The sequence below is a fragment of the Embleya sp. NPDC059213 genome, from assembly GCF_042754445.1.
Taxonomy (GTDB): Bacteria; Actinomycetota; Actinomycetes; order Streptomycetales; family Streptomycetaceae; genus Embleya.
In genome coordinates this window covers 1-17,705 of the sequence record NZ_JBHZAV010000009.1, presented here as the reverse complement: position 1 = coordinate 17,705, position 17,705 = coordinate 1, and the positions used below count along the sequence as shown (strand labels likewise).

Below are 17,705 nucleotides of genomic sequence, written 5' to 3'. Positions count from 1 at the left end.
GCGGATGACCACGACACCGACCGCCGACAAACGGCGGGTCCGGATCCGCCGCCGGCCCGCCCCGCGGGCGAGCGTCGTGGTGGCGCTCGTCGTCCTGGTGCTGTTCGCGCTGATCGGGCTCGCGCCCGGCCTGTTCACCGGCACCTCGCCGATCGAGACCGATCCGCTCGCCGCCCTCCGCGGGCCCGGCGCGGAACACTGGTTCGGCACCGATCAGCTCGGCCGCGACGTGTTCGCGCGGGTCCTGCACGGCGCCCGCCCCTCGCTGCTGCTGGGCCTGGGGGCGACCGTGTTCGCGCTGGTCGGCGGGACCCTGTGGGGTCTGCTCTCGGCGCTCGGCGGGCGGGCCGCCGACCAGGTGTGCATGCGCCTGGCCGACATCATGTTGTCGCTGCCCGAGTTGTTGCTCGCGCTGTTCGTGGTCACCCTGCTCGGCCGCGGCACCGTGGACGTGATGGTCGCGGTAGCCATCGCGGCGATGCCCGGTTACGCACGTCTGGTTCGCGCCGAAGCGCTGGTGGTGCGGCGCTCGGGCTATGTCGAGGCGGCGGCGGGCCTGGGGCTGCGCCGACCGGTGCTGATCGTGCGGCATGTGCTGCCCAATGCGATCGGGCCGCTCCTGGTGCTGGGCACGGTCGGCTTCGGCACCTCGCTGATCTACGCGTCCGGGCTCAGCTTCCTGGGTCTGGGCGCCCAACCGCCCTCGCCGGAGTGGGGCGCGATGTTGTCCGAGGGGCGTGGCTTCCTGGAGACCGCGTGGTGGATCGGGGTGTTCCCCGGCGCCGCGGTGACCTGCGCGGTGATCGCGGTGAACGTGGCCGGTCGGCACGCCCGCACCCGATTCGCCGGAGGGACGGCCCGATGACCGGTACTGCCGCGACCGAACCACTGCTCGTCGTGGACGGACTCGATGTGGCCTTTCCCGGCCGCGAACCGGTGGTGCGCGACGTGTCGTTCACCCTGGCGCGCGGCGAATGCCTGGCGGTGGTCGGCGAGTCCGGTTCCGGGAAGAGCGTCACCGCGCGCACCCTGGTCGGCCTGACCGGCGGCGGCGCCCGGGTGAGCGCCCGGCGACTGGCCTTCGCGGGCACCGACCTGACGGCCCTGTCCGAAGCGCGCTGGCGGGCGTTGCGGGGCCGTCGGATCGGCCTGGTCCTGCAGGACGCGCTGGTCTCGCTGGATCCGCTGCGCACGGTCGGCGCGGAGGTCGCCGAGGCGCTGCGCACGAACGCGGTGGTGCCGCGTGACCGGGTCGGCGAGCGGGTGCTCGAACTCCTGGAGGACGTCGGCATCCCGGATCCGGCGCGCCGGGCCCGGCAGTATCCGCACCAGCTCTCCGGCGGCCTGCGCCAGCGTGCCCTGATCGCGTCCGCCCTGGCCGGCGGTCCCGAGTTGTTGCTGGCGGACGAGCCGACCACCGCGCTCGACGTCACCGTGCAGGCCCAGGTGCTCGCCTTGTTGGGCCGACTCAAGGAACAGGGCACCGCCGTACTGCTGATCAGCCACGATCTGGCCGCGGTGGCCGAGCTGGCGGATCGCATCGCGGTGATGTACGCGGGCGAGATCGTCGAACAGGGGCCCACCGAACGGGTCCTGGCCGAGCCGGAGCATGCCTACACCCGGGCGCTGCTGGCGGCGGTGCCGTCCGGCCGGGCGAAGGGCAGCCGGTTGTCCGGACCGGTCGGCCCGACCCGGGCGCCGGTACCCGCCGCGCCGCCGGTCGGTGCGGTGTTGCTGGAGGTGGCCGGGATCGGCAAACATTTCCGGGCACCCGACGGGACCCGGCACGACGCGGTCCGGGACGTCTCGTTCGAGCTTCGGGCGGGCGAAACGCTGGGCGTGGTGGGCGAGTCCGGGTCCGGCAAGACCACGGCGGCGCGGATCGTGCTGGGTTGGGAGCGCCCCGACGCGGGAGCGGTGCGTTTTCGGGACGCGCCGTGGAGCGAGCTGCCCGAGTCCGCGCGACGCCCCTCGCGGGGACGGATCCAGGCCGTACAGCAGGACCCGCTCGGCTCGTTCGACCCCCGGTATCCGGTCGCTCGGATCCTCGGCGAGGCGGTCGCCGCGGCGGGCCTGCCGGGCGGCAGATGGCGTGCCACCAGAGCGGCGCATCGGGCCCGGGTGGCCGAACTCCTGGATCTGGTGGGCCTGTCCACGGATCTGCTGGATCGGCGGCCGCGCGACATGTCCGGCGGTCAGCGACAACGGGTGGCCATCGCCCGGGCCCTGGCGCCCTCGCCCGAGTTGATCGTGTGCGACGAACCGGTGTCCGCGCTGGACGTGTCCATCCAGGCGCAGATCCTGGACCTGCTCGCCGATCTGCGCGCCGAGTTGGGTCTGGCGCTGCTGTTCATCTCGCACGACCTGGGCGTGATCCGGCACGTGAGCGACCGCATCCTGGTGATGAAGGACGGCCGGGTGGTGGAAAGCGGCGACGCCGAGCGGGTGTTCACCCGGCCCGAGGCGCCCTACACCCGCGAGCTGCTGGCCGCCGTACCGCGCCCGATCGCGACCGTCGGGGCGGTGGCGGACCCGGCGGCGCAGGCGGCGGACCCGCACGCGCGTGGTGGACGGGTGCTCAGCGGCGGGGCGGCGCCGTGATCGCGCCGGAGCGCGGGGCGAACGCGCGCAGGAACGTGGTCACTCCGGCGGTGACCGCCCGATCCAGCGCCGCGTCGTCCACCGGCCGGGTACCCAGCGCGGTCAGCGTGGGCAGGTCGCCGGAGATCAGCGCCAGGAACTGGTTCGCGGCGGTGACCGGGTCGTCGATGTCCAGGTGTCCGCCGTGCGCGAGCCGGGCCAGTCGGCCGGCCAGGGCGTCGATGATCCGTACGGTGCCGCCCTCGCGGATGGTGTCGTACAGGTCCGGGAAGCGCGCGGCCTCGGCGTACACCAGCCGTTGGAGCGCCCAGCCCTTCTCGCCCGCCTGACACTGCACGACACGGTGGGCGATCGCGGTCAGCCGCGGATGCAGTTCCTCGGCATCGGCGGGAAACGCCTCCAGGGCTGCCAGGATCCGGCCGCTGGACTCGATCGCGGCCTCGACCACGACGGTGCGGAAGAGGTTCTCCTTGCCGCCGAGGTGGTTGTAGATGGTCGGCTTGGACACGCCGGCCTCGGCGGCGATCGCGTCGATCCCGGCCAGCGTGTAGCCCTCGCGGGTGAACACCGCCTCGGCGGCGGCCAGGATCGCCCGCCGTTTGTCGATCCGTCCGCGCGTGTCGCCGGCGGTTCGCGTCGTCGACCTCTTCGTTCCCTCGACCATGTTGCGACGTTACCAGACGTGCTGTTAATTTTTACTTGCGAGTTTAGTTAACTGATCTCATCGGTAACTTGGAGGCGTTCATGGCCACCGCACCCCCCGATCCGGAAACGAAGATCGACGGACCACTCCTGCGCCTGATGCTGGTGATGCTGCTCGGCGGCGTGATGGGCATCCTGGACACCACGATCGTCAACGTCGGCATCGAAACCCTCGGCGAGGAGTTCGACGCACCCCTCAAGACCATCGAATGGGTGGCCACCGGCTACCTGTTGGCCCTCGCCGCGACCGTGCCTCTGGCCGGCTGGGCCGCGGCCCGGTTCGGCGGCAAGACGGTCTGGCTCAGCGGCCTGACCGTCTTCCTGGCCGGCTCGGCCCTGTCCGCGATCGCCTGGAACGCGGAGAGCCTGATCGCGTTCCGGGTGCTCCAAGGCGTCGGCGTCGGCGCCCTGGAGCCGACCCTGCTGACCATGCTGGCCCTGGCCGCCGGACCCAAGCGGGCCGGAAAGATGATCGGCATCGTCGGCGCGGTGGTCACCCTGGGGCCGATCCTGGGCCCGGTCCTGGGCGGCGTCCTGCTCGAACACGCCGACTGGCGCTGGATGTTCATCATCAACCTGCCGATCGGGGTGATCGCCCTCGCGCTCGCCTACCGGCAGATCCCGGCCGACCCGCCGCACGCGGGCGACCCGCCGCCGTTGGACGCGCGCGGCATCTCGCTGCTGTGCCCCGGCTTCGCGGCGGTCGTCTACGGCCTGTCCCAGGCCGCCGGCGACAGCGGCTTCGGCGCACCACAGGTGCTCGCGGCGCTCTTCGCCGGCGTCGCGCTGATCGTGGGCTACGTCCTGCACGCGCTGCGCACCGAACACCCGCTGATCGACGTCCGGTTGTTCCGGATCCGCGGCTTCGCGGGCGGCATCGGCGCGGTGTTCCTGACCGGCATCCTGCTGTTCTCGCTGCTGTTCCTGATCCCGCTGTACTACCAGGTGGCCCGCGACCGCGGCGTGCTGGCGGCGGGCCTGCTGCTGGTGCCACAGGGGATCGGCGTCTGGATCGGCATGCCGATCGCCGGCCAACTCTTCGACCGGATCGGCGCCCGGGCGCTGATCCCGTTCGGCGGCCTGCTGGCCGCGCTCGGCATCCTCGGCTTCAGCACCGCCGACGCGGGCACCAACACCGCCGTTCTGGTCGGCTATTCGTTGGTGACCGGCGCGGGCCTGGGCTTCGTCGGCGCGCCCGCGATGTCCTCCGTCTTCGGCTCGGTGGCCCCGGAATCGGTGCCGAGCGCGACCGCGGCCGTCTACCTCGCCAACCAGATCGGCGGCACGCTCGGCATCGCGATCGCCGCACTGGTCCTCCAGAACCGCACCGAAAGCCACGACGTGGTACCCGCGTTCCAGGGCACCTTCGGCTATCTGATCGCCATCGCGGTGGTGGTCGGCGCGGTCGGCCTGGTGCTGCGCCGCGCACCGGCCGCCGCCGCGCCGGACGCCTCGCCGGCCCAGGACACGCCGCTGCCGGAACCGGCCCACCAGGAGGCGTGACCGGCCCCGGGCCCGGCCCGCGACCGCTGCGGCGGCGCGGACCGGGTCCGCCGGCGGATTGCTCGCGCGCCGAGCGTGAGGATCCGCCCGCCGCGGTGTCCCAAGGAGGCAGGACCGGCGGGAAGCCGGGCCATCTCGGGGGGACGCATGGGGGAAATCGTGCACGGCGGCGCTCGATCGGTCGATCCGGTTCCGGTCGAGCTACGCAAGGGCCCGGCGGCCGACCAACCGGTGACGGCTCCTCGGGTGGCCGCGTCCGGGTCGGAACCGACCGGTCTGCTCTACGACCTGATCCGCTGGCCGATCCGGATCGTCGCGGTCGTCGTGTTGTTGCCGATCCGGCTGGCCTGGGAACTGCTCAAGGTGCTCGGCCGGGGCATCCGGGATCGGGTCCTGTCGCCGGCCGGTCGCCTTGTGCTGCTGCTCGGGCGCGGCCTCGGGTTCGCCATCCGGAATTGGCTGCTGATCCCGGCCGTGCGAGCGCTGCGGGCCGCGGGACGCGCGCTCGATGTGTGGATTTGGGATTTCCTCCTGGTCCCCCTCGCGAAGGCCGCCCGCGCCGCCGTGTTCGCACTCGGCCGCGGATTGCGGTGGCTGGCCGTCGAGGTGGTGTGGCGCGGGCTGTGGTTGGTCGCCCGGTACGGGGTCGTCCGGCCGTTGCGCCGGCTCGGCGCGGGGCTGCTCGCCCTGGCCCGGCTCGCGATCCGCGCCGCCGCACTGCTGGGCGCCGCGATCGCACGCGCCTGCCACTTCCTGGTCGTCGTACCCGCCCGTTGGGGTTGGCGGGCCGCCCGGGTGGTCGGTCGCGGCTTCCGGCGGTGGCTGCACTACGTGCTGATCGTGCCGCTGAAGTGGCTGTGGCGCGGGGTGGTGGCCGGGGCGCGGGTCGCCGGACGCGGTCTGGTCGTGCTCGGGCGAGGCGTCGGCTTCGTGCTCCGGCACGCCGTGCTGACGCCGGCCCGGTGGTTGTGGCGTGCACTGGTCGGCACCGCCGGCCTGGTCGGGCGCGGCCTGCTCCTGGGCGCACGGTTCGCCGTACGTGCGCTGTACCTCGGCGTCGTCGTCCCGATCCGCTGGGCCGGCCGAGGCGCGCTGCACACGCTGCGGCTCGTCGGGCGCGGCCTCGTGGTCGTCGGGCGCGCCATCGGGGTCGCGTTCGTGCTGGTCGTCGCCCGACCGGTGGTCTGGGCCTGGCATCGGGTCGTCCGGCTCGTCCGCGCGCTGGGCCGGGCGCTGCGCTTCCTGATCGTCCTCCCACTGCGCTGGGCCGGCCGCAAGAGCGTGCTCCTGGCCCGATGGATCATCCGGGCACTGCGCTTCCTGATCGTCCTCCCACTGCGCTGGGCCGGGCGCAAGGCCGTGCTCCTGGCCCGATGGATCATCCGGGCACTGCGCTTCCTGATCGTCCTCCCACTGCGCTGGATCGGCCGCAGGGCCGTACTCCTGGCCCGATGGATCGGCCGAACATTGCGCCTGCTGACCGTGCTGCCCGCGCGTTGGGCCGGGCGCAAGAGCGCGTCTGCGGCCCGGCTGGTGATCGGGCGACCGTTGGTCTGGGCGAGGACGGCGGTCCTGGCGCCCGCCATCCGCACGATCGCGCACACCTGGCGCGCGACGCTCGCCCCGATCGGCGCGATCTCGCGCACCGTCCGGGCCCAATCCCGCGCGGCCGGCCGCGACGTGCGCCGCGCCCTCTCCTTCGGCACCCGGTCGTCCGACAAGTAGCCGGGCCCGCCGCCCGCCCGCGACCCGCATCCGCATCCGCATCCGCATCCGCATCCGCATCCGCATCCGCCCGCACCAATACCTGCAAAGCGACCGAACCACCCCGAATCCTGTCCCGACCATGGGGTGTCCATTGCCTGCAACGGCTTCTGGAATGGGCCCAAATCTCGTTGAATGTCGTCGTGGATACGAATGTGGCGACGATTCGGCGTGTGACGACGGTGGCGGACGTGATCGCGGCCGGGGACCTGTTCGACGACCCGGTACGCCCGGACTGGGCGGCCCGCTTCCTGGGCGAGGCGGGGCATCACATCCTGCTCGCCTACCTGGGCGCCGCCCCGGTCGGGATGGTCACCGGCGTCGAGACGACGCACCCGGACAAGGGCACCGAGATGTTCCTGTACGAACTGGCCGTCGCCGAGGACCACCGGCGCCACGGCATCGGCCGCGCCCTCACCGAGGCGCTGGCCGAGCTGGCCCGCAAACGCGGCTGTTACGGCATGTGGGTACTCACCGACCGCGACAACGACGCCGCCGTCGCGACCTACCGCACCGCCGCCGCCGACACCGAGTCCGACCACGTCATGTTCGGCTGGACCTTCGACGACTGAGCCGGCGCGCTCGTCCGTGTCGGGTCGGCCGAATCGGGCACACGTATCCGCGAGCCGGGTCGGCGAGCTCCGGATCCGTCCACCATCCGCCCCCGCGTGGCGTGCGACCGCCCGGTCGAGCCCCTCGCGACGCCCCGAGGAAGCAGGTGCGTGCCATGGCCGAGGTCGTGCGTGAGATCGAGCGCAAGTATGTCGCGCCGGAGGGGGTCGGGGTGCCCGACTTCGCCGGGATGTCGGCCGGGGTGCGGGTCGAGGTCGGCAAGACCGTCGAGCTGGACGCGATGTACTTCGACACGCCCGGTCTGGCGCTGGCCGCGCACGGGATCACGCTGCGCCGGCGGACCGGGGGCGCGGATGCCGGGTGGCATCTGAAGCTGCCCGCCGGGGTGGACGCGCGGGACGAGGTGCGGGTGCCGCTGGGCGCGTCCGAGCGGGTGGTGCCGGCCGAGCTCGCGGTGCGGATCCGGGCGCACACCCGCGACGGCGAGCCGGTGCCGACCGTGCGGCTGCGGACCGTGCGCGAGGTGCGGCTGGTCCGGGCGGGCGGGCCGACCCTGGCCGAGATCGCGCACGACTCGGTGACGGCCGAGGTGTTCGTCAAGTCCGGTGTGACCACGGTGTCCTGGACCGAGGTCGAGGTCGAACTGGTGGACGGTGAGCCGGCGCTGCTCGACGCGCTGGATCGGCGGCTGGTCAAGGGCGGTTGGCGGCGGGCCCCGACGGCGTCCAAGCTCGGACACGCGCTGACCGAGGCGGGTCTGCGACCGCGCCGCAAGGTCGCGAAGCCGCGCGCCGGAAGCGCCGGGGCGGTGGCACTGGACTACGTGCGCGAGCAAATCGACACGCTGCTCGCGTACGACCCCCGGGTCCGGCTCGACGAACCCGACGCGGTGCACCGGATGCGGGTCGCCACCCGGCGGCTGCGCAGCGCGTTCCGGGTCTTCGCACGTGTGCTCGACGAACGGGTGACCGGCATCCTGGGCGCCGAACTCAAATGGCTGGCCGCCGAGTTGGGCCGGGCTCGGGACCAGGAGGTGTTGGCCCAACGGCTGCGCGACCGCCTCGACGCGCTGCCCGCGGAGGCGGTACTGGGGCCGGTGGAGGCCCGGCTGACCGCGTGGGACGCCCGGCGCACCGCCGAGGCCCGGGTCCGGATCCTGGGCGAACTCGACGGCGCGCGCTACTTCGCCCTCCTGGACGCGCTGGACACCCTCGTCGCCCGCCCACCGTTCACCGCCCGAGCGGCCCAACCGGCCCGCCGTCCGGCCGCAGCGGCCCTGCGTCGCAGCGACCGGCGGATCTCCAGGCGGGCCCGCGTCGCGCTGCGCTCCCCCGCCGGGCCGGCCCGCGACGCCGCCCTGCACGAGGTGCGCAAGGCCGCCAAGCGGGTCCGCTACGCCGGCGAGGCCACCCGCCCGGCGCTGGGCAAACCCGCCAAGCGGCTCGCCAGGCGAGCCAAGGAGTTGCAAAGCCTGCTGGGCACCCACCAGGACACCGTGCAGACCCGAAAGGCCCTGCGCCGACTGGCCATCGGGGCGCACAGCGCGGGCGAGAGCGCCTTCACGTGGGGCCTGCTCTACGGCGAGGAGGTTGCTCTCGCACGGCGCATCGAGGCGGAATTCCCGGCCCAGTGGGCCGACTACGCCCGCCCGCGAGTACGCCGGGGCCTGTAGCCGACCGGGGCCGACCGGGCCTCGATCCGAGCGCGCGCAGATCACGAGTCGGGCGTTCCGCTTTTGGGTTGCCGAGCCAACCGCTACGGTCGGTCCCAGCGCACGTGGGGCGGGCGCGCGACTGCGCGCACCGAGGGTGTGGGATCCAGGGGTGGGCATGGACGACTGGCGTTTCGACGTACCTACGAGCGGCAGCAAGCACCTGCCTCCGGATCCCGGGTACATCAAGGGACTGGCCAGTCAGGGCTACCGCTTCGAGGAAGCCGTGGCCGACCTGGTGGACAACTCGATCGACGCCGGCGCCTCGGACGTCGTCGTGCATTTCCAACGCAGCGGCGACCTGCTGACCTCGCTGGTCATCGTGGACAACGGACGCGGGATGACCGAGGCCGAGTTGGACACCGCGATGACCGTGGGCAAGCGGCGCGCGTACGACGACCGGGCGCTCGGCATGTTCGGGATGGGCCTGAAGGCGGCGTCCTTCAGCCACGCGGACAGCGTCACCGTGATCAGCCGGGCCAAGCGGGCCGGCACGGTGGGCCGGCGCTGGCGTACCGAGCAGGCGCAGGAGAGCTTCCAGTGCGACATCGTCGAGTTGGAGTTCGCCAAACGATTCCTGGATCGCTACGACGAGTACGTGATGTGGAACGGCACGGCGGTGCGCTGGGACGGCGTCCGCGACTTCCCGGCCCGCGGCGACGCCGGGCAGACCGACATCTACCTGACCAAGACGATGCGCTCGTTGGCCGACCACCTCGGTCTGCACCTGCACCGGTTCCTGGCCGACGGGCGGATCCGGATCACCATCGCGGTCTCGGGCAGCGACGAGGAAACGCCCCCGATGACCTGGCAGGTGATCGGCGTCGACCCGTTCGGCTACCCGATCTCCGGACTCCCGGGCTACCCGCGCACGTTCACCACCACCCTGGAGGGGGTCGGTCCGCTGGAGCTGACCGCCCACGTGTGGACGCCGCGCTCCAACGCCGAGCAGTTCCGCCTGCCCGGCGGCATCGTGGCCCGCCAGGGCCTGTACGCCTACCGCAACGACCGCCTCGTGCAGGCCGGCGGCTGGCACGGGCTGCGTCAGAGCGAGCAACACCTGTCGCTGGCCAGGATCGAATTCGACCTGCCGGCCGAGTCGGAACACGCCTTCGGACTCACCGTCAAGAAGGCCGAACTCCAGCCGATCCCGGGCTTCGTGGACGCGGTCGAACGCGCGACCGACGCCGAGGGCCGGACCTTCCTGGACTTCCTGAAGGACGCCGAGGGGGCCTACCGCCAGGCCCGCACCACCACCCGCGAGCGCAAGGCGGTGTTGCCGCCCGGGAAGGGCTTCGCCCCGGAGCTGCGTGCCGCGATCGAGGAGGAACTCCCGTTCGTGCCGGGTGAGGAGCCGATCGACGTGCGCTGGGTGCCGCTGGGCGGCGACGTATTCTTCGAGATCGACCGGGAGGAGCGCAGGCTGCTGCTGAACAAGCAGTTCCGCGCGGCGCTGCTCGGCGGACGACGCGCCGTCCTCAACGACGTGCCGGTGCTCAAGACGCTGCTGTACCTGCTGATGAACGAGGCGTTCACGGGCGAGCGGATCGGCCCCCGGGTCAAGGACAACCTGGACCTGTGGCAGTCGCTGTTGTTGGCCGCGGTGAAGAACGAGACGGCGAAGTACGGCTCCGAGGGGGCCTCTTGAGTGCGGACCGGCGCAGCAGGCATCTGAGCTGCGACGCGCTGCGCGACCATCTCGACAACCGGATGCCGATGCTGATCCCGGTCGAGGGCGACCCGCCGTTGTTCTGGCACCTGGAGGCGGGCGGACAGCGGCCGGCGCTGCGTATCCCGGTCGAGCCCGGGACGAAGGCACCGCGGTTGGGGATGCAGGGCATTCGGGCGGTGTGCGTGCTGGACGGGGGTCAACAGTTCCTGCACGTGTTCATCGAACGCGTGGATCTGCTGCGCGAGTTCCACATCGTGTGTTGTGAGATCGCCGATCGCATCCAGCAGGAGGACACAGCGCCGGTCGTTGCCGTGCAGACCACGGTGCTGGCGTGGCGCAGGTTGTTGGCCCGGGGGCGGCGGATGTCGCTGGAGGAGGAGATCGGCCTGTTCGGCGAACTCCTCACGCTGATCGGCCTGGCGGCGGTCCGCGGCTGGCACGCGGCCATCGCGGCGTGGCAACACCCGGAGTGCACCGACCACGACTTCACCGTCGGCCCGTACGACGTCGAGGTCAAGACCGTGGCCGGGCCGGCCCGCATCCACACCATCCACGGCCTGGGCCAACTCGCGCCGCACTCGAAGCGACCACTGTGGTTCGTCTCGCATGTGCTGGAACAAAACGACCACGGCCGCACGGTGCTCGGCGTGATCGAGGGCATCCGCTCGACGATCCGGGTGCGTGCGCCGGGCGCGCTGGACGACTTCGACGCCCGCCTGAAACTGGTCACCGGAAACGAGAGCGCGATCCCGCGCGAACATCACTGGGCCCCCGCCGGCGTCCCCCTGGCGTTTCCCGTCGACGCGGCCTTCCCCCGACTGACCGACGACATCTTCGCGCTGCTGCCCGAGCCCGCGGTGGCCCGCATCAGCGACATCGACTACCGCATCGACGTCGCCGATCTGATCCCCTCGATCGCGCCCTCCCCGGACGGGCTCGATCGCGCGGTCGACCTGCACGCGCTGCCGCCCGACGTCGCGTCGGACCTGTCCGAGCCGAACCACCCGAAGGACGAGCACCGATGACCGACGACCTCGCGCTGCTCGCGCTGCACCGGGCGGCCTTCGGCGGCATGTCGGTGCGACCGAAGAACCTGGCCAAGGCACTGGCCTACCAGGCCGACGAGCACACCGGGGCACTTCCCGACCTCGGCGAGGGGGCGCTGCGCCGCAGACTGCATCACGCCCACCCGGACGATCCGCTGCTGATCCTGTGGCGCGATCGGCTCAGCCGCTGGGACTTCGCCGACGGCGAGACCGCGCCGAACACCGAGGAACGCCGCACCGCGACCTACCAGGCCCTCGGCCTGGAGCCGGCGACCCGTGAACTGCTGGACCGTCGCTCGCCGTTCGCGCGGAGCAGCGGCGCCGTGGTGATCACCGACGAGGGTTGGGATCCCTGGTACACCCAGGAAGTGGCCCGACACCACAGCCACTACTGGGATGCCTACCGGGACACCCTGCTCGGCAAGAAGTGGGCCCCGGAGGCGGTTGCCGCACTCGATCGCAACACCAGCCGCGTGGTCGAGCGACTGGCCGACCCGACCTGTGAACAGCCGTACCAGTCCAAGGGCTTGGTCGTCGGCTACGTGCAGAGCGGCAAGACCGCGAACTTCACCGGCGTGATCGCCAAGGCGATCGACGCGGGCTATCGGCTGGTGATCGTGCTCACCGGCACGATCGAGGCGCTGCGCGCCCAGACCCAGCGCCGCCTGGACATGGAACTGGTCGGGGTCGAGAACATCTACTACGGCCAGGACCCGGATTCGGGCACCCTGGCCTTCCGCGACTACGACTACCTGGACGACCGGGACCGGCTGGACGGCGGGTTCCTGCGGCACGGCGCGCTGCCGTCCCGGCTCGGCGGCTTCGACATCGTCCGGCTGACCCGGCATCAGGACGACTACCAGGCGCTGCGCCAGGGGCTCAGTGCGCTGGAGTTCGAGAAGGCCGACCGGTTCACCCCGCTGTACGCGCCGGAGAACCTGCACCGCAGCTCGGCCCGGCTGATGGTGGTCAAGAAGAACGCTTCGGTGCTCAAGAAGCTGGTCAAGGACCTGGGGCGGATCAAGACCGAGCGCGGCGAGATCCCGACGCTGATCATCGACGACGAGTCCGATCAGGCGTCGGTGAACACCTCGGATCCGAAGAAGTGGGCGCAGGACCAGGTCCAGCGCACCGCGATCAACGGGATCATCTCGGAGTTGCTCGGGATGTTGCCGCGCGCCCAGTACATCGGCTACACCGCGACGCCGTTCGCCAACGTGTTCATCGATCCGGCCGACGCCGAGGACATCTTCCCCAAGGACTTCGTCATCTCGTTGGACCGCCCGGACGGTTACATGGGCGTCGCCGACTTCCACGACATCGATTCCACCATCCCCGTCGACGAGCGCACGGTGGCCAATTCGGCCGGACTCGCGCACGTGCGTTCGGTGCGACCGCTGCACGACGACGACGAGACCGACCTGTGCACGGCGATCGACATGTTCGTGTTGACCGGCGCGATCAAGTTGTTCCGTGAGGACCACGGCCTGGGCGCCGACCACTTCCGACACCACACGATGCTCGTGCACGAGTCGGTGAAGACGCATGTACACCGGGACCAGGCCGAGTTGATCAACGCGATCTGGCGCCGCGCGGGCTACCTCGGCTCGGGCGCGCAGGCGCGGCTGCGGCAGTTGTACGAGCAGGATGTGTGGCCGGTCAGCGAGGCGCACGCGGCGGGCGCGGCGATCCCCGCGTCCTACACCGACATCGCGCCGTACATCGGCATCGCCGCGATGCGGATCGAGGACTCGATCGGCAGCCCGGTCGTGGTGATCAACGGCGACAAGGAGATCGAGCAGCGCACGGCCGACTTCGACCGGCAGAAGGTCTGGCGAATCCTGGTCGGTGGCGCCAAGCTCTCGCGCGGTTTCACCATCGAGGGCCTGACCGTCTCCTACTACCGGCGCAAGACGCTCGCCGCCGACACGCTCATGCAGATGGGGCGTTGGTTCGGATTCCGCAAGAACTACCGGGACCTGGTCCGGCTCTACATCGGCCGGGACGAGGGTGGCCGCAACGGCGACCTGTACGAGGCGTTCGAGGCGATCTGTCGGGACGAGGAGGAGTTTCGCGACCAACTCCGGCTGTACGCCGAACTCGTCGACGGGGCGCCGCAGGTGACGCCGGCCCAGATCCCGCCGCTGGTCACCCAGCGACTGCCCTGGCTCAAGCCGACGGCACGGAACAAGATGTTCAACGCGGAGTTGGTGGAGACCCGGTCGCCGGGGTTGTGGGTGGAGCGGGCCGGATATCCGACGAAGGCGGCCGAACTGCGTTACAACGTCCAACAGTTCGCCCCGGTGATCGAGGCATTGCAGCCCGAACAGGTCGAACTGGCCTTTCCGCAGGAGGATCGGCTGCGCCGATTCCCGGCCTACCTGGGTCGGATCACGAACGAGCGGCTGCTGCCGGTGCTGCGTGAGCTGCGCTGGTCCGACCCCGGCCAGTTCGGCCCCGACCTGATGTACCTGGAAAACCCCAAGATCTCCGGCCACATCGAGGATTGGGTGGTGATCGCCCCGCAGTTGCAGAGTCCCGACCGCGATTCGGTGACCCTGCACGGTTTCGGCCCGCTCGCCGTGGTCAGCCGCAGCCGACGTACCGGCACCCTGTTCAACCAGGTCAGTTTTCCGCAACACCGCTATGTCGCCCGGCGCATCGCCGGCAGCGCCGCCTCGATCGGCGACACCGTCGCGGACGGCCTGGTCGCGCCCCGGCGCGGTTGTCTGCTGCTCTACCCGACCATGGAGCCCGATCGCAACGAACTGGTGATGGCCTTCGCCCTGGTCCCGCCCAGCACCGCGGTCTCCCCCGACCGCCGCCTGGTCGCCTTTCGCGCCAAGGACTCCTCCCGAGCCGCCTCGGCCATCGTGGCCACCCCGGTCTGACGCCGCGCGCATCCGGTCGACAGGCTCGGCCGGTCGAGGGCTCGGCCGGCGGGCGCGGGGACGGGGAGCCGGACTCGTCCCGGCCGCCGGCCGACCGCGGCGCCCGCTGTCCATCGGCGAACGGCCGGTGGTCTCGGCGGCCTTGGTGCCGCCGTTTCGCCCACCTGTTCGGCCGCCGGGCCGACGGGCCCGACCGGACCCGGAGCATCGCCGAGCGGTGATCGCGAGCGGCGCCGCCCTCCGCCCCAGCGAGGCCGATGCCCTCGGCTCCAACTGGTCCCGGACGACCCGGCGGTGCGCTACAACCGGGCGTTCATCCCGCAGGAGGTGGGGCGTTGGGACGACGCGCCGGCCGATCTGGATGTGGCCGCGGAGCTGGTTCCGGACGACGAGGACATCCGCGCGGCTCGCCGGGAGCGTCTGGCGAGGGTACCCGCCGCGACCTGATCGGCGACGGGGACCGGGATCCGTTCGCCGCGTACCCGAGAGCCCGCACGAACGACGAGGCCACAGCCCGTGCGCCGTGGCCTCGCCGGTATCAGTGCGGTGCCTCCGCCGGTGCGCCCGGGGCGGGTGGGCCCGGAGCCGTTGCACCCGCAGTCGATGCGCCCGCAGTCGGTGCGCCCGGAGCTAGTGCACCCAGAGCGACCACACGGTGCCGCCGTTGTTGAGACACAGGTACACCGGGCCGTGTGCCGGCGCGGCGGCCCGGCCGGCCGCGTCGCAGGACGCCTGCGTCGGGTAGTAGCCGTACAGGAAGAAGCTGCCGCCCGGTGACGGATCGGCCATCGCGGGCTGCGCGGCAGCCCCTACACCCAACAACGCCGCGGTCAACGCGACACCCGCCATAGCCTTGCGCATGTGCTCGACTCCATTTCTCGCCCCGAGGGCAACTCGGGTCAGTGGAACGGTAATTCGGGCCGTGCTGCGGTACCGGCGCGCACTCGGAAAACGCTAGCCGCCGGCCGGGTCGCGAGCAATAGGTCTATACCAATCGAATCGATCCACACGCTTCTCACACGGAGCGCGGACGACCGGCTCGCGCACCGCGCCGGAATGCTTCGCCGACCGCGACCGTTGCACGTAGGACGGCCGGCGGCGCCACGATCGCCGGCGGCACCGGAGGAGATGCGCATGCCGACACCCCCGCAGGGCCACCTCGTGACGACCGTGCACAGCACACAGACCGTGACGGTCGAGATCGACGGCGAGATCGTCGCTCGATCCGAGCGCCCGGTGGTGCTCTACGAGACCGGACTGCCGATCCGGTACTACCTCCCGCCGGACGACGTGGAGTTGACCCGCTTCGAGCCCACCGACACGCACACCACGTGTCCGTTCAAGGGTGAAGCCTCCTACTGGACCTATCAGGGCAACGGCGGCACCGGCCCGCGCACCGACGTGGCCTGGGCGTACACCGATCCGATCGACTCGGTCCCCGACATCGCCGGCCACCTGTGCTTCTACGACACGGTCGCCCGGATCACGGTCGAGGGAGAGCCGCCCGCGCCGCCGGCCTGACCCACGATGGCGTGCGCGCGGGGCGGGCCGCCGGACCGGTCCGCCCCGCGCTCATGCTCAGCAGCTCAGGTTGTTCCCGGCGGTGGTGCCGAGAACGGCCACGAACGACTGGTAGCTGTTGATCCGGCTCTGCACCTGTGCGGGGTTGCCGCCGTTGCATTCCAACGCGCCGTTGATGCTGCGGATCGTCTCGCCGAAGCCCGCCCCGTTGACCATCGCGTTGTGCGGGGTCATGGTGCCGGGGCCGTTCTGGGTGTTCCAGTACCAGAGGCCGGTCTTCCAGGCGACGGCCGGATCGTTCTGGACCAGGTTGGGATTGTTCAGCAGGTTGATGCCCAGGGCGTCACCCGCCGCCTTGTAGTTGAAGTTCCAACTCAGTTGGATCGGGCCGCGCCCGTAGTAGGCGGCCTGACCGGCCGGACACCCGTACGGCTGATTGGCATCGCAGTAGTGCGGGTAGTTCGCGGTGTTCTGCTCGACGATGTGGACCAGGCCACCGGTCTCGTGGTTGACGTTGGCCAGGAAGGCCGCCGCCTCCTGCTTCCTGACCGTGTCGCTGCCGGTCTTGGCGAAGCCCGGGTAGGCGCTCAACGCGGCGGTCAGGCCGGCGTACGTGTAGAACGGGTTCCGGCTCGGGAACATCTGGTTGAACTGCGCCTCGCTCACCACGAAGTCGCCCGGATTGCCGCCGTTGCCGCCCGTGCTTCCGCCGGTGGTGCCACCGGTGGTGGATCCGGTGCAGGTGAACGGCTCCCAGAACCAGGTGCTGATCACCGGGTCGTAGCCCGGGTTCGCGTTCTTCGCCCGGTAGAGGTTGCCGTTCGTGTAGCGCACCACGTCACCGACCGCGTAGTCGTGGCCCGCGACCCAGTTCGGATATGTACAGGTGCCGCCCCCGCCGCCGGTCGAACCGCCGGTCGAGCCACCGGTGGTCGGGTCGCCCCCGCCACCACACGAACCCTGGTCCGCCCAGACGTCGGTGGTGCCGGGCGTCTCACCCTGCGTCCACCACTTCGCACCCCAGTTGTGGCCGTTGTACGAGGCGGTCGCCCCACCCGTGTAGACGGCCGACGAACTCCATCCGGTCGCGCAGCCGGCCGCGGCCGCGGTCGAGGCGAACGGCAACACCGCCGCACACGCGCCCACGACCGCGATGGCCAACAGGAACACCATGATCCGGCTTCTGGGCACGGCGAGCCCGGAGGACGGCCCGGACCTGGAAAGTCTCGACATGGAAAGCCAACTCCCTCACGCGGGGGACATACCGCGCTTGATCGACGACGGGAAGTACCGCTAGGCGTACTCCAACTGCCGTACCGGGACCGGCGCGTGCCTCGTTCGAGGCCCCTGGACGGGATGTTGCGGGGCTCACTCAATACGAATGGTCTATACCAGTCAAGGGTCTGTGCGACATTCGTCCCACCCTCCGGGTGCCGGGCGTCGTCCGGCAACGACGACGGGAGCCGCCCCGCCCGCTCGGCGGTACCGGCTCCCGTCGCAACATCGAGGGCTGCTTCGCGGCGTTCACCAGGGCCGGCGCGATGTCGACGATCACGTCACCGCGCGCCGTACGACTCCATCGGCGCGGCCCGGCACGCCGGTTCGTCCGCCGGTGCGAGATGACTCATTGTCGCGGCGGGGGCCCCCCCCGCCCCAGCGCGGGGGCGGCCGGGGGCCCCGCCCCCGCGCCCCCCCCCGCGAGGCCGAAGAAAAGCCCCGCG

Annotated in this window: 14 protein-coding genes; 11 read left to right on the top strand and 3 right to left on the bottom strand. The window is 71.5% G+C overall.

Annotated elements, in window-relative coordinates; all coding sequences use genetic code 11:
* Positions 1 to 4: 4 nt before the first annotated feature.
* Both ACFXMF_RS05675 and ACFXMF_RS05670 read left to right on the top strand, forming a co-directional pair.
* Positions 5 to 865 (top strand): ABC transporter permease, encoded by an 861-nt coding sequence (locus tag ACFXMF_RS05675; RefSeq protein WP_379989959.1) that lies wholly within the window; start codon positions 5 to 7, stop codon positions 863 to 865.
* Positions 862 to 2,601, top strand: coding sequence for a dipeptide ABC transporter ATP-binding protein (locus tag ACFXMF_RS05670; protein WP_379989958.1), 1,740 nt, complete (start codon positions 862 to 864; stop codon positions 2,599 to 2,601). Before ACFXMF_RS05675 ends, ACFXMF_RS05670 begins: the two co-directional genes overlap by 4 nt.
* Here the strand turns inward: ACFXMF_RS05670 and ACFXMF_RS05665 are convergent.
* Positions 2,579 to 3,265 carry a TetR/AcrR family transcriptional regulator gene (locus ACFXMF_RS05665; protein WP_379989957.1) on the bottom strand — a complete coding sequence of 229 codons (687 nt, stop codon included), beginning with the start codon at positions 3,263 to 3,265 and terminating at the stop codon, positions 2,579 to 2,581. The genes ACFXMF_RS05670 and ACFXMF_RS05665 overlap by 23 nt on opposite strands.
* Positions 3,266 to 3,345: 80 nt before the next feature.
* Here ACFXMF_RS05665 and ACFXMF_RS05660 point away from each other — a divergent pair, with 80 nt between their 5' ends.
* From ACFXMF_RS05660 to ACFXMF_RS05625, 8 genes are all read left to right on the top strand, one after another.
* Positions 3,346 to 4,806 carry a DHA2 family efflux MFS transporter permease subunit gene (locus ACFXMF_RS05660; protein ID WP_379989956.1) on the top strand — a complete coding sequence of 487 codons (1,461 nt, stop codon included), beginning with the start codon at positions 3,346 to 3,348 and terminating at the stop codon, positions 4,804 to 4,806.
* Positions 4,807 to 4,953: 147 nt separating this feature from the next.
* A complete protein-coding gene (locus ACFXMF_RS05655) occupies positions 4,954 to 6,531 on the top strand; it encodes a hypothetical protein (RefSeq protein WP_379989954.1) in 1,578 nt (525 codons plus the stop codon).
* Between the two features lie 212 nt (positions 6,532 to 6,743).
* The gene (locus ACFXMF_RS05650) at positions 6,744 to 7,142 is read left to right on the top strand and encodes a GNAT family N-acetyltransferase (RefSeq protein WP_360309763.1); all 399 of its coding nucleotides are present in this window, start codon (positions 6,744 to 6,746) and stop codon (positions 7,140 to 7,142) included.
* A gap of 155 nt (positions 7,143 to 7,297) precedes the next feature.
* Entirely contained in the window at positions 7,298 to 8,815 is a 1,518-nt protein-coding gene (locus ACFXMF_RS05645; RefSeq protein WP_360309765.1) for a CYTH and CHAD domain-containing protein, read from the top strand.
* Between the two features lie 157 nt (positions 8,816 to 8,972).
* Positions 8,973 to 10,502, top strand: a complete 1,530-nt coding sequence (locus ACFXMF_RS05640; protein ID WP_360309767.1) for an ATP-binding protein — start codon at positions 8,973 to 8,975, stop codon at positions 10,500 to 10,502.
* Positions 10,499 to 11,551 carry a PD-(D/E)XK motif protein gene (locus tag ACFXMF_RS05635; RefSeq protein ID WP_379989953.1) on the top strand — a complete coding sequence of 351 codons (1,053 nt, stop codon included), beginning with the start codon at positions 10,499 to 10,501 and terminating at the stop codon, positions 11,549 to 11,551. Before ACFXMF_RS05640 ends, ACFXMF_RS05635 begins: the two co-directional genes overlap by 4 nt.
* Positions 11,548 to 14,463, top strand: a complete 2,916-nt coding sequence (locus tag ACFXMF_RS05630; protein ID WP_379989952.1) for a Z1 domain-containing protein — start codon at positions 11,548 to 11,550, stop codon at positions 14,461 to 14,463. The genes ACFXMF_RS05635 and ACFXMF_RS05630 overlap by 4 nt, the downstream gene beginning before the upstream one ends.
* Positions 14,464 to 14,757: 294 nt before the next feature.
* A complete protein-coding gene (locus ACFXMF_RS05625; protein ID WP_379989951.1) occupies positions 14,758 to 14,910 on the top strand; it encodes a hypothetical protein in 153 nt (50 codons plus the stop codon).
* Between the two features lie 183 nt (positions 14,911 to 15,093).
* Here the strand turns inward: ACFXMF_RS05625 and ACFXMF_RS05620 are convergent, their stop codons facing one another.
* Positions 15,094 to 15,324 (bottom strand): hypothetical protein, encoded by a 231-nt coding sequence (locus ACFXMF_RS05620; RefSeq protein ID WP_360309775.1) that lies wholly within the window; start codon positions 15,322 to 15,324, stop codon positions 15,094 to 15,096.
* 273 nt (positions 15,325 to 15,597) lie between these two features.
* Here ACFXMF_RS05620 and ACFXMF_RS05615 point away from each other — a divergent pair, with 273 nt between their 5' ends.
* Complete coding sequence (locus ACFXMF_RS05615; RefSeq protein WP_360309777.1) at positions 15,598 to 15,984, top strand: DUF427 domain-containing protein; 387 nt, start codon at positions 15,598 to 15,600, stop codon at positions 15,982 to 15,984.
* Positions 15,985 to 16,041: 57 nt separating this feature from the next.
* Here ACFXMF_RS05615 and ACFXMF_RS05610 read toward each other — a convergent pair whose 3' ends face one another.
* Positions 16,042 to 17,217: a glycoside hydrolase family 19 protein gene (locus tag ACFXMF_RS05610; protein WP_379989950.1), complete on the bottom strand. Its 1,176-nt coding sequence runs from the start codon at positions 17,215 to 17,217 to the stop codon at positions 16,042 to 16,044.
* Positions 17,218 to 17,705: the final 488 nt, after the last annotated feature.

Excerpts from the sequence above, each read along its gene's own strand:
- ACFXMF_RS05660 (WP_379989956.1), top strand. The coding sequence starts at position 3,346 with ATGGCCACCGCACCCCCCGATCCGGAAACGAAGATCGACGGACCACTC.
- ACFXMF_RS05615 (WP_360309777.1), top strand. The coding sequence starts at position 15,598 with ATGCCGACACCCCCGCAGGGCCACCTCGTGACGACCGTGCACAGCACA.
- ACFXMF_RS05610 (WP_379989950.1), bottom strand. The coding sequence starts at position 17,217 with ATGTCGAGACTTTCCAGGTCCGGGCCGTCCTCCGGGCTCGCCGTGCCC.
- ACFXMF_RS05665 (WP_379989957.1), bottom strand. The coding sequence starts at position 3,265 with ATGGTCGAGGGAACGAAGAGGTCGACGACGCGAACCGCCGGCGACACG.
- ACFXMF_RS05630 (WP_379989952.1), top strand. The coding sequence starts at position 11,548 with ATGACCGACGACCTCGCGCTGCTCGCGCTGCACCGGGCGGCCTTCGGC.
- ACFXMF_RS05640 (WP_360309767.1), top strand. The coding sequence starts at position 8,973 with ATGGACGACTGGCGTTTCGACGTACCTACGAGCGGCAGCAAGCACCTG.
- ACFXMF_RS05675 (WP_379989959.1), top strand. The coding sequence starts at position 5 with ATGACCACGACACCGACCGCCGACAAACGGCGGGTCCGGATCCGCCGC.
- ACFXMF_RS05670 (WP_379989958.1), top strand. The coding sequence starts at position 862 with ATGACCGGTACTGCCGCGACCGAACCACTGCTCGTCGTGGACGGACTC.
- ACFXMF_RS05655 (WP_379989954.1), top strand. The coding sequence starts at position 4,954 with ATGGGGGAAATCGTGCACGGCGGCGCTCGATCGGTCGATCCGGTTCCG.
- ACFXMF_RS05645 (WP_360309765.1), top strand. The coding sequence starts at position 7,298 with ATGGCCGAGGTCGTGCGTGAGATCGAGCGCAAGTATGTCGCGCCGGAG.
- ACFXMF_RS05620 (WP_360309775.1), bottom strand. The coding sequence starts at position 15,324 with ATGCGCAAGGCTATGGCGGGTGTCGCGTTGACCGCGGCGTTGTTGGGT.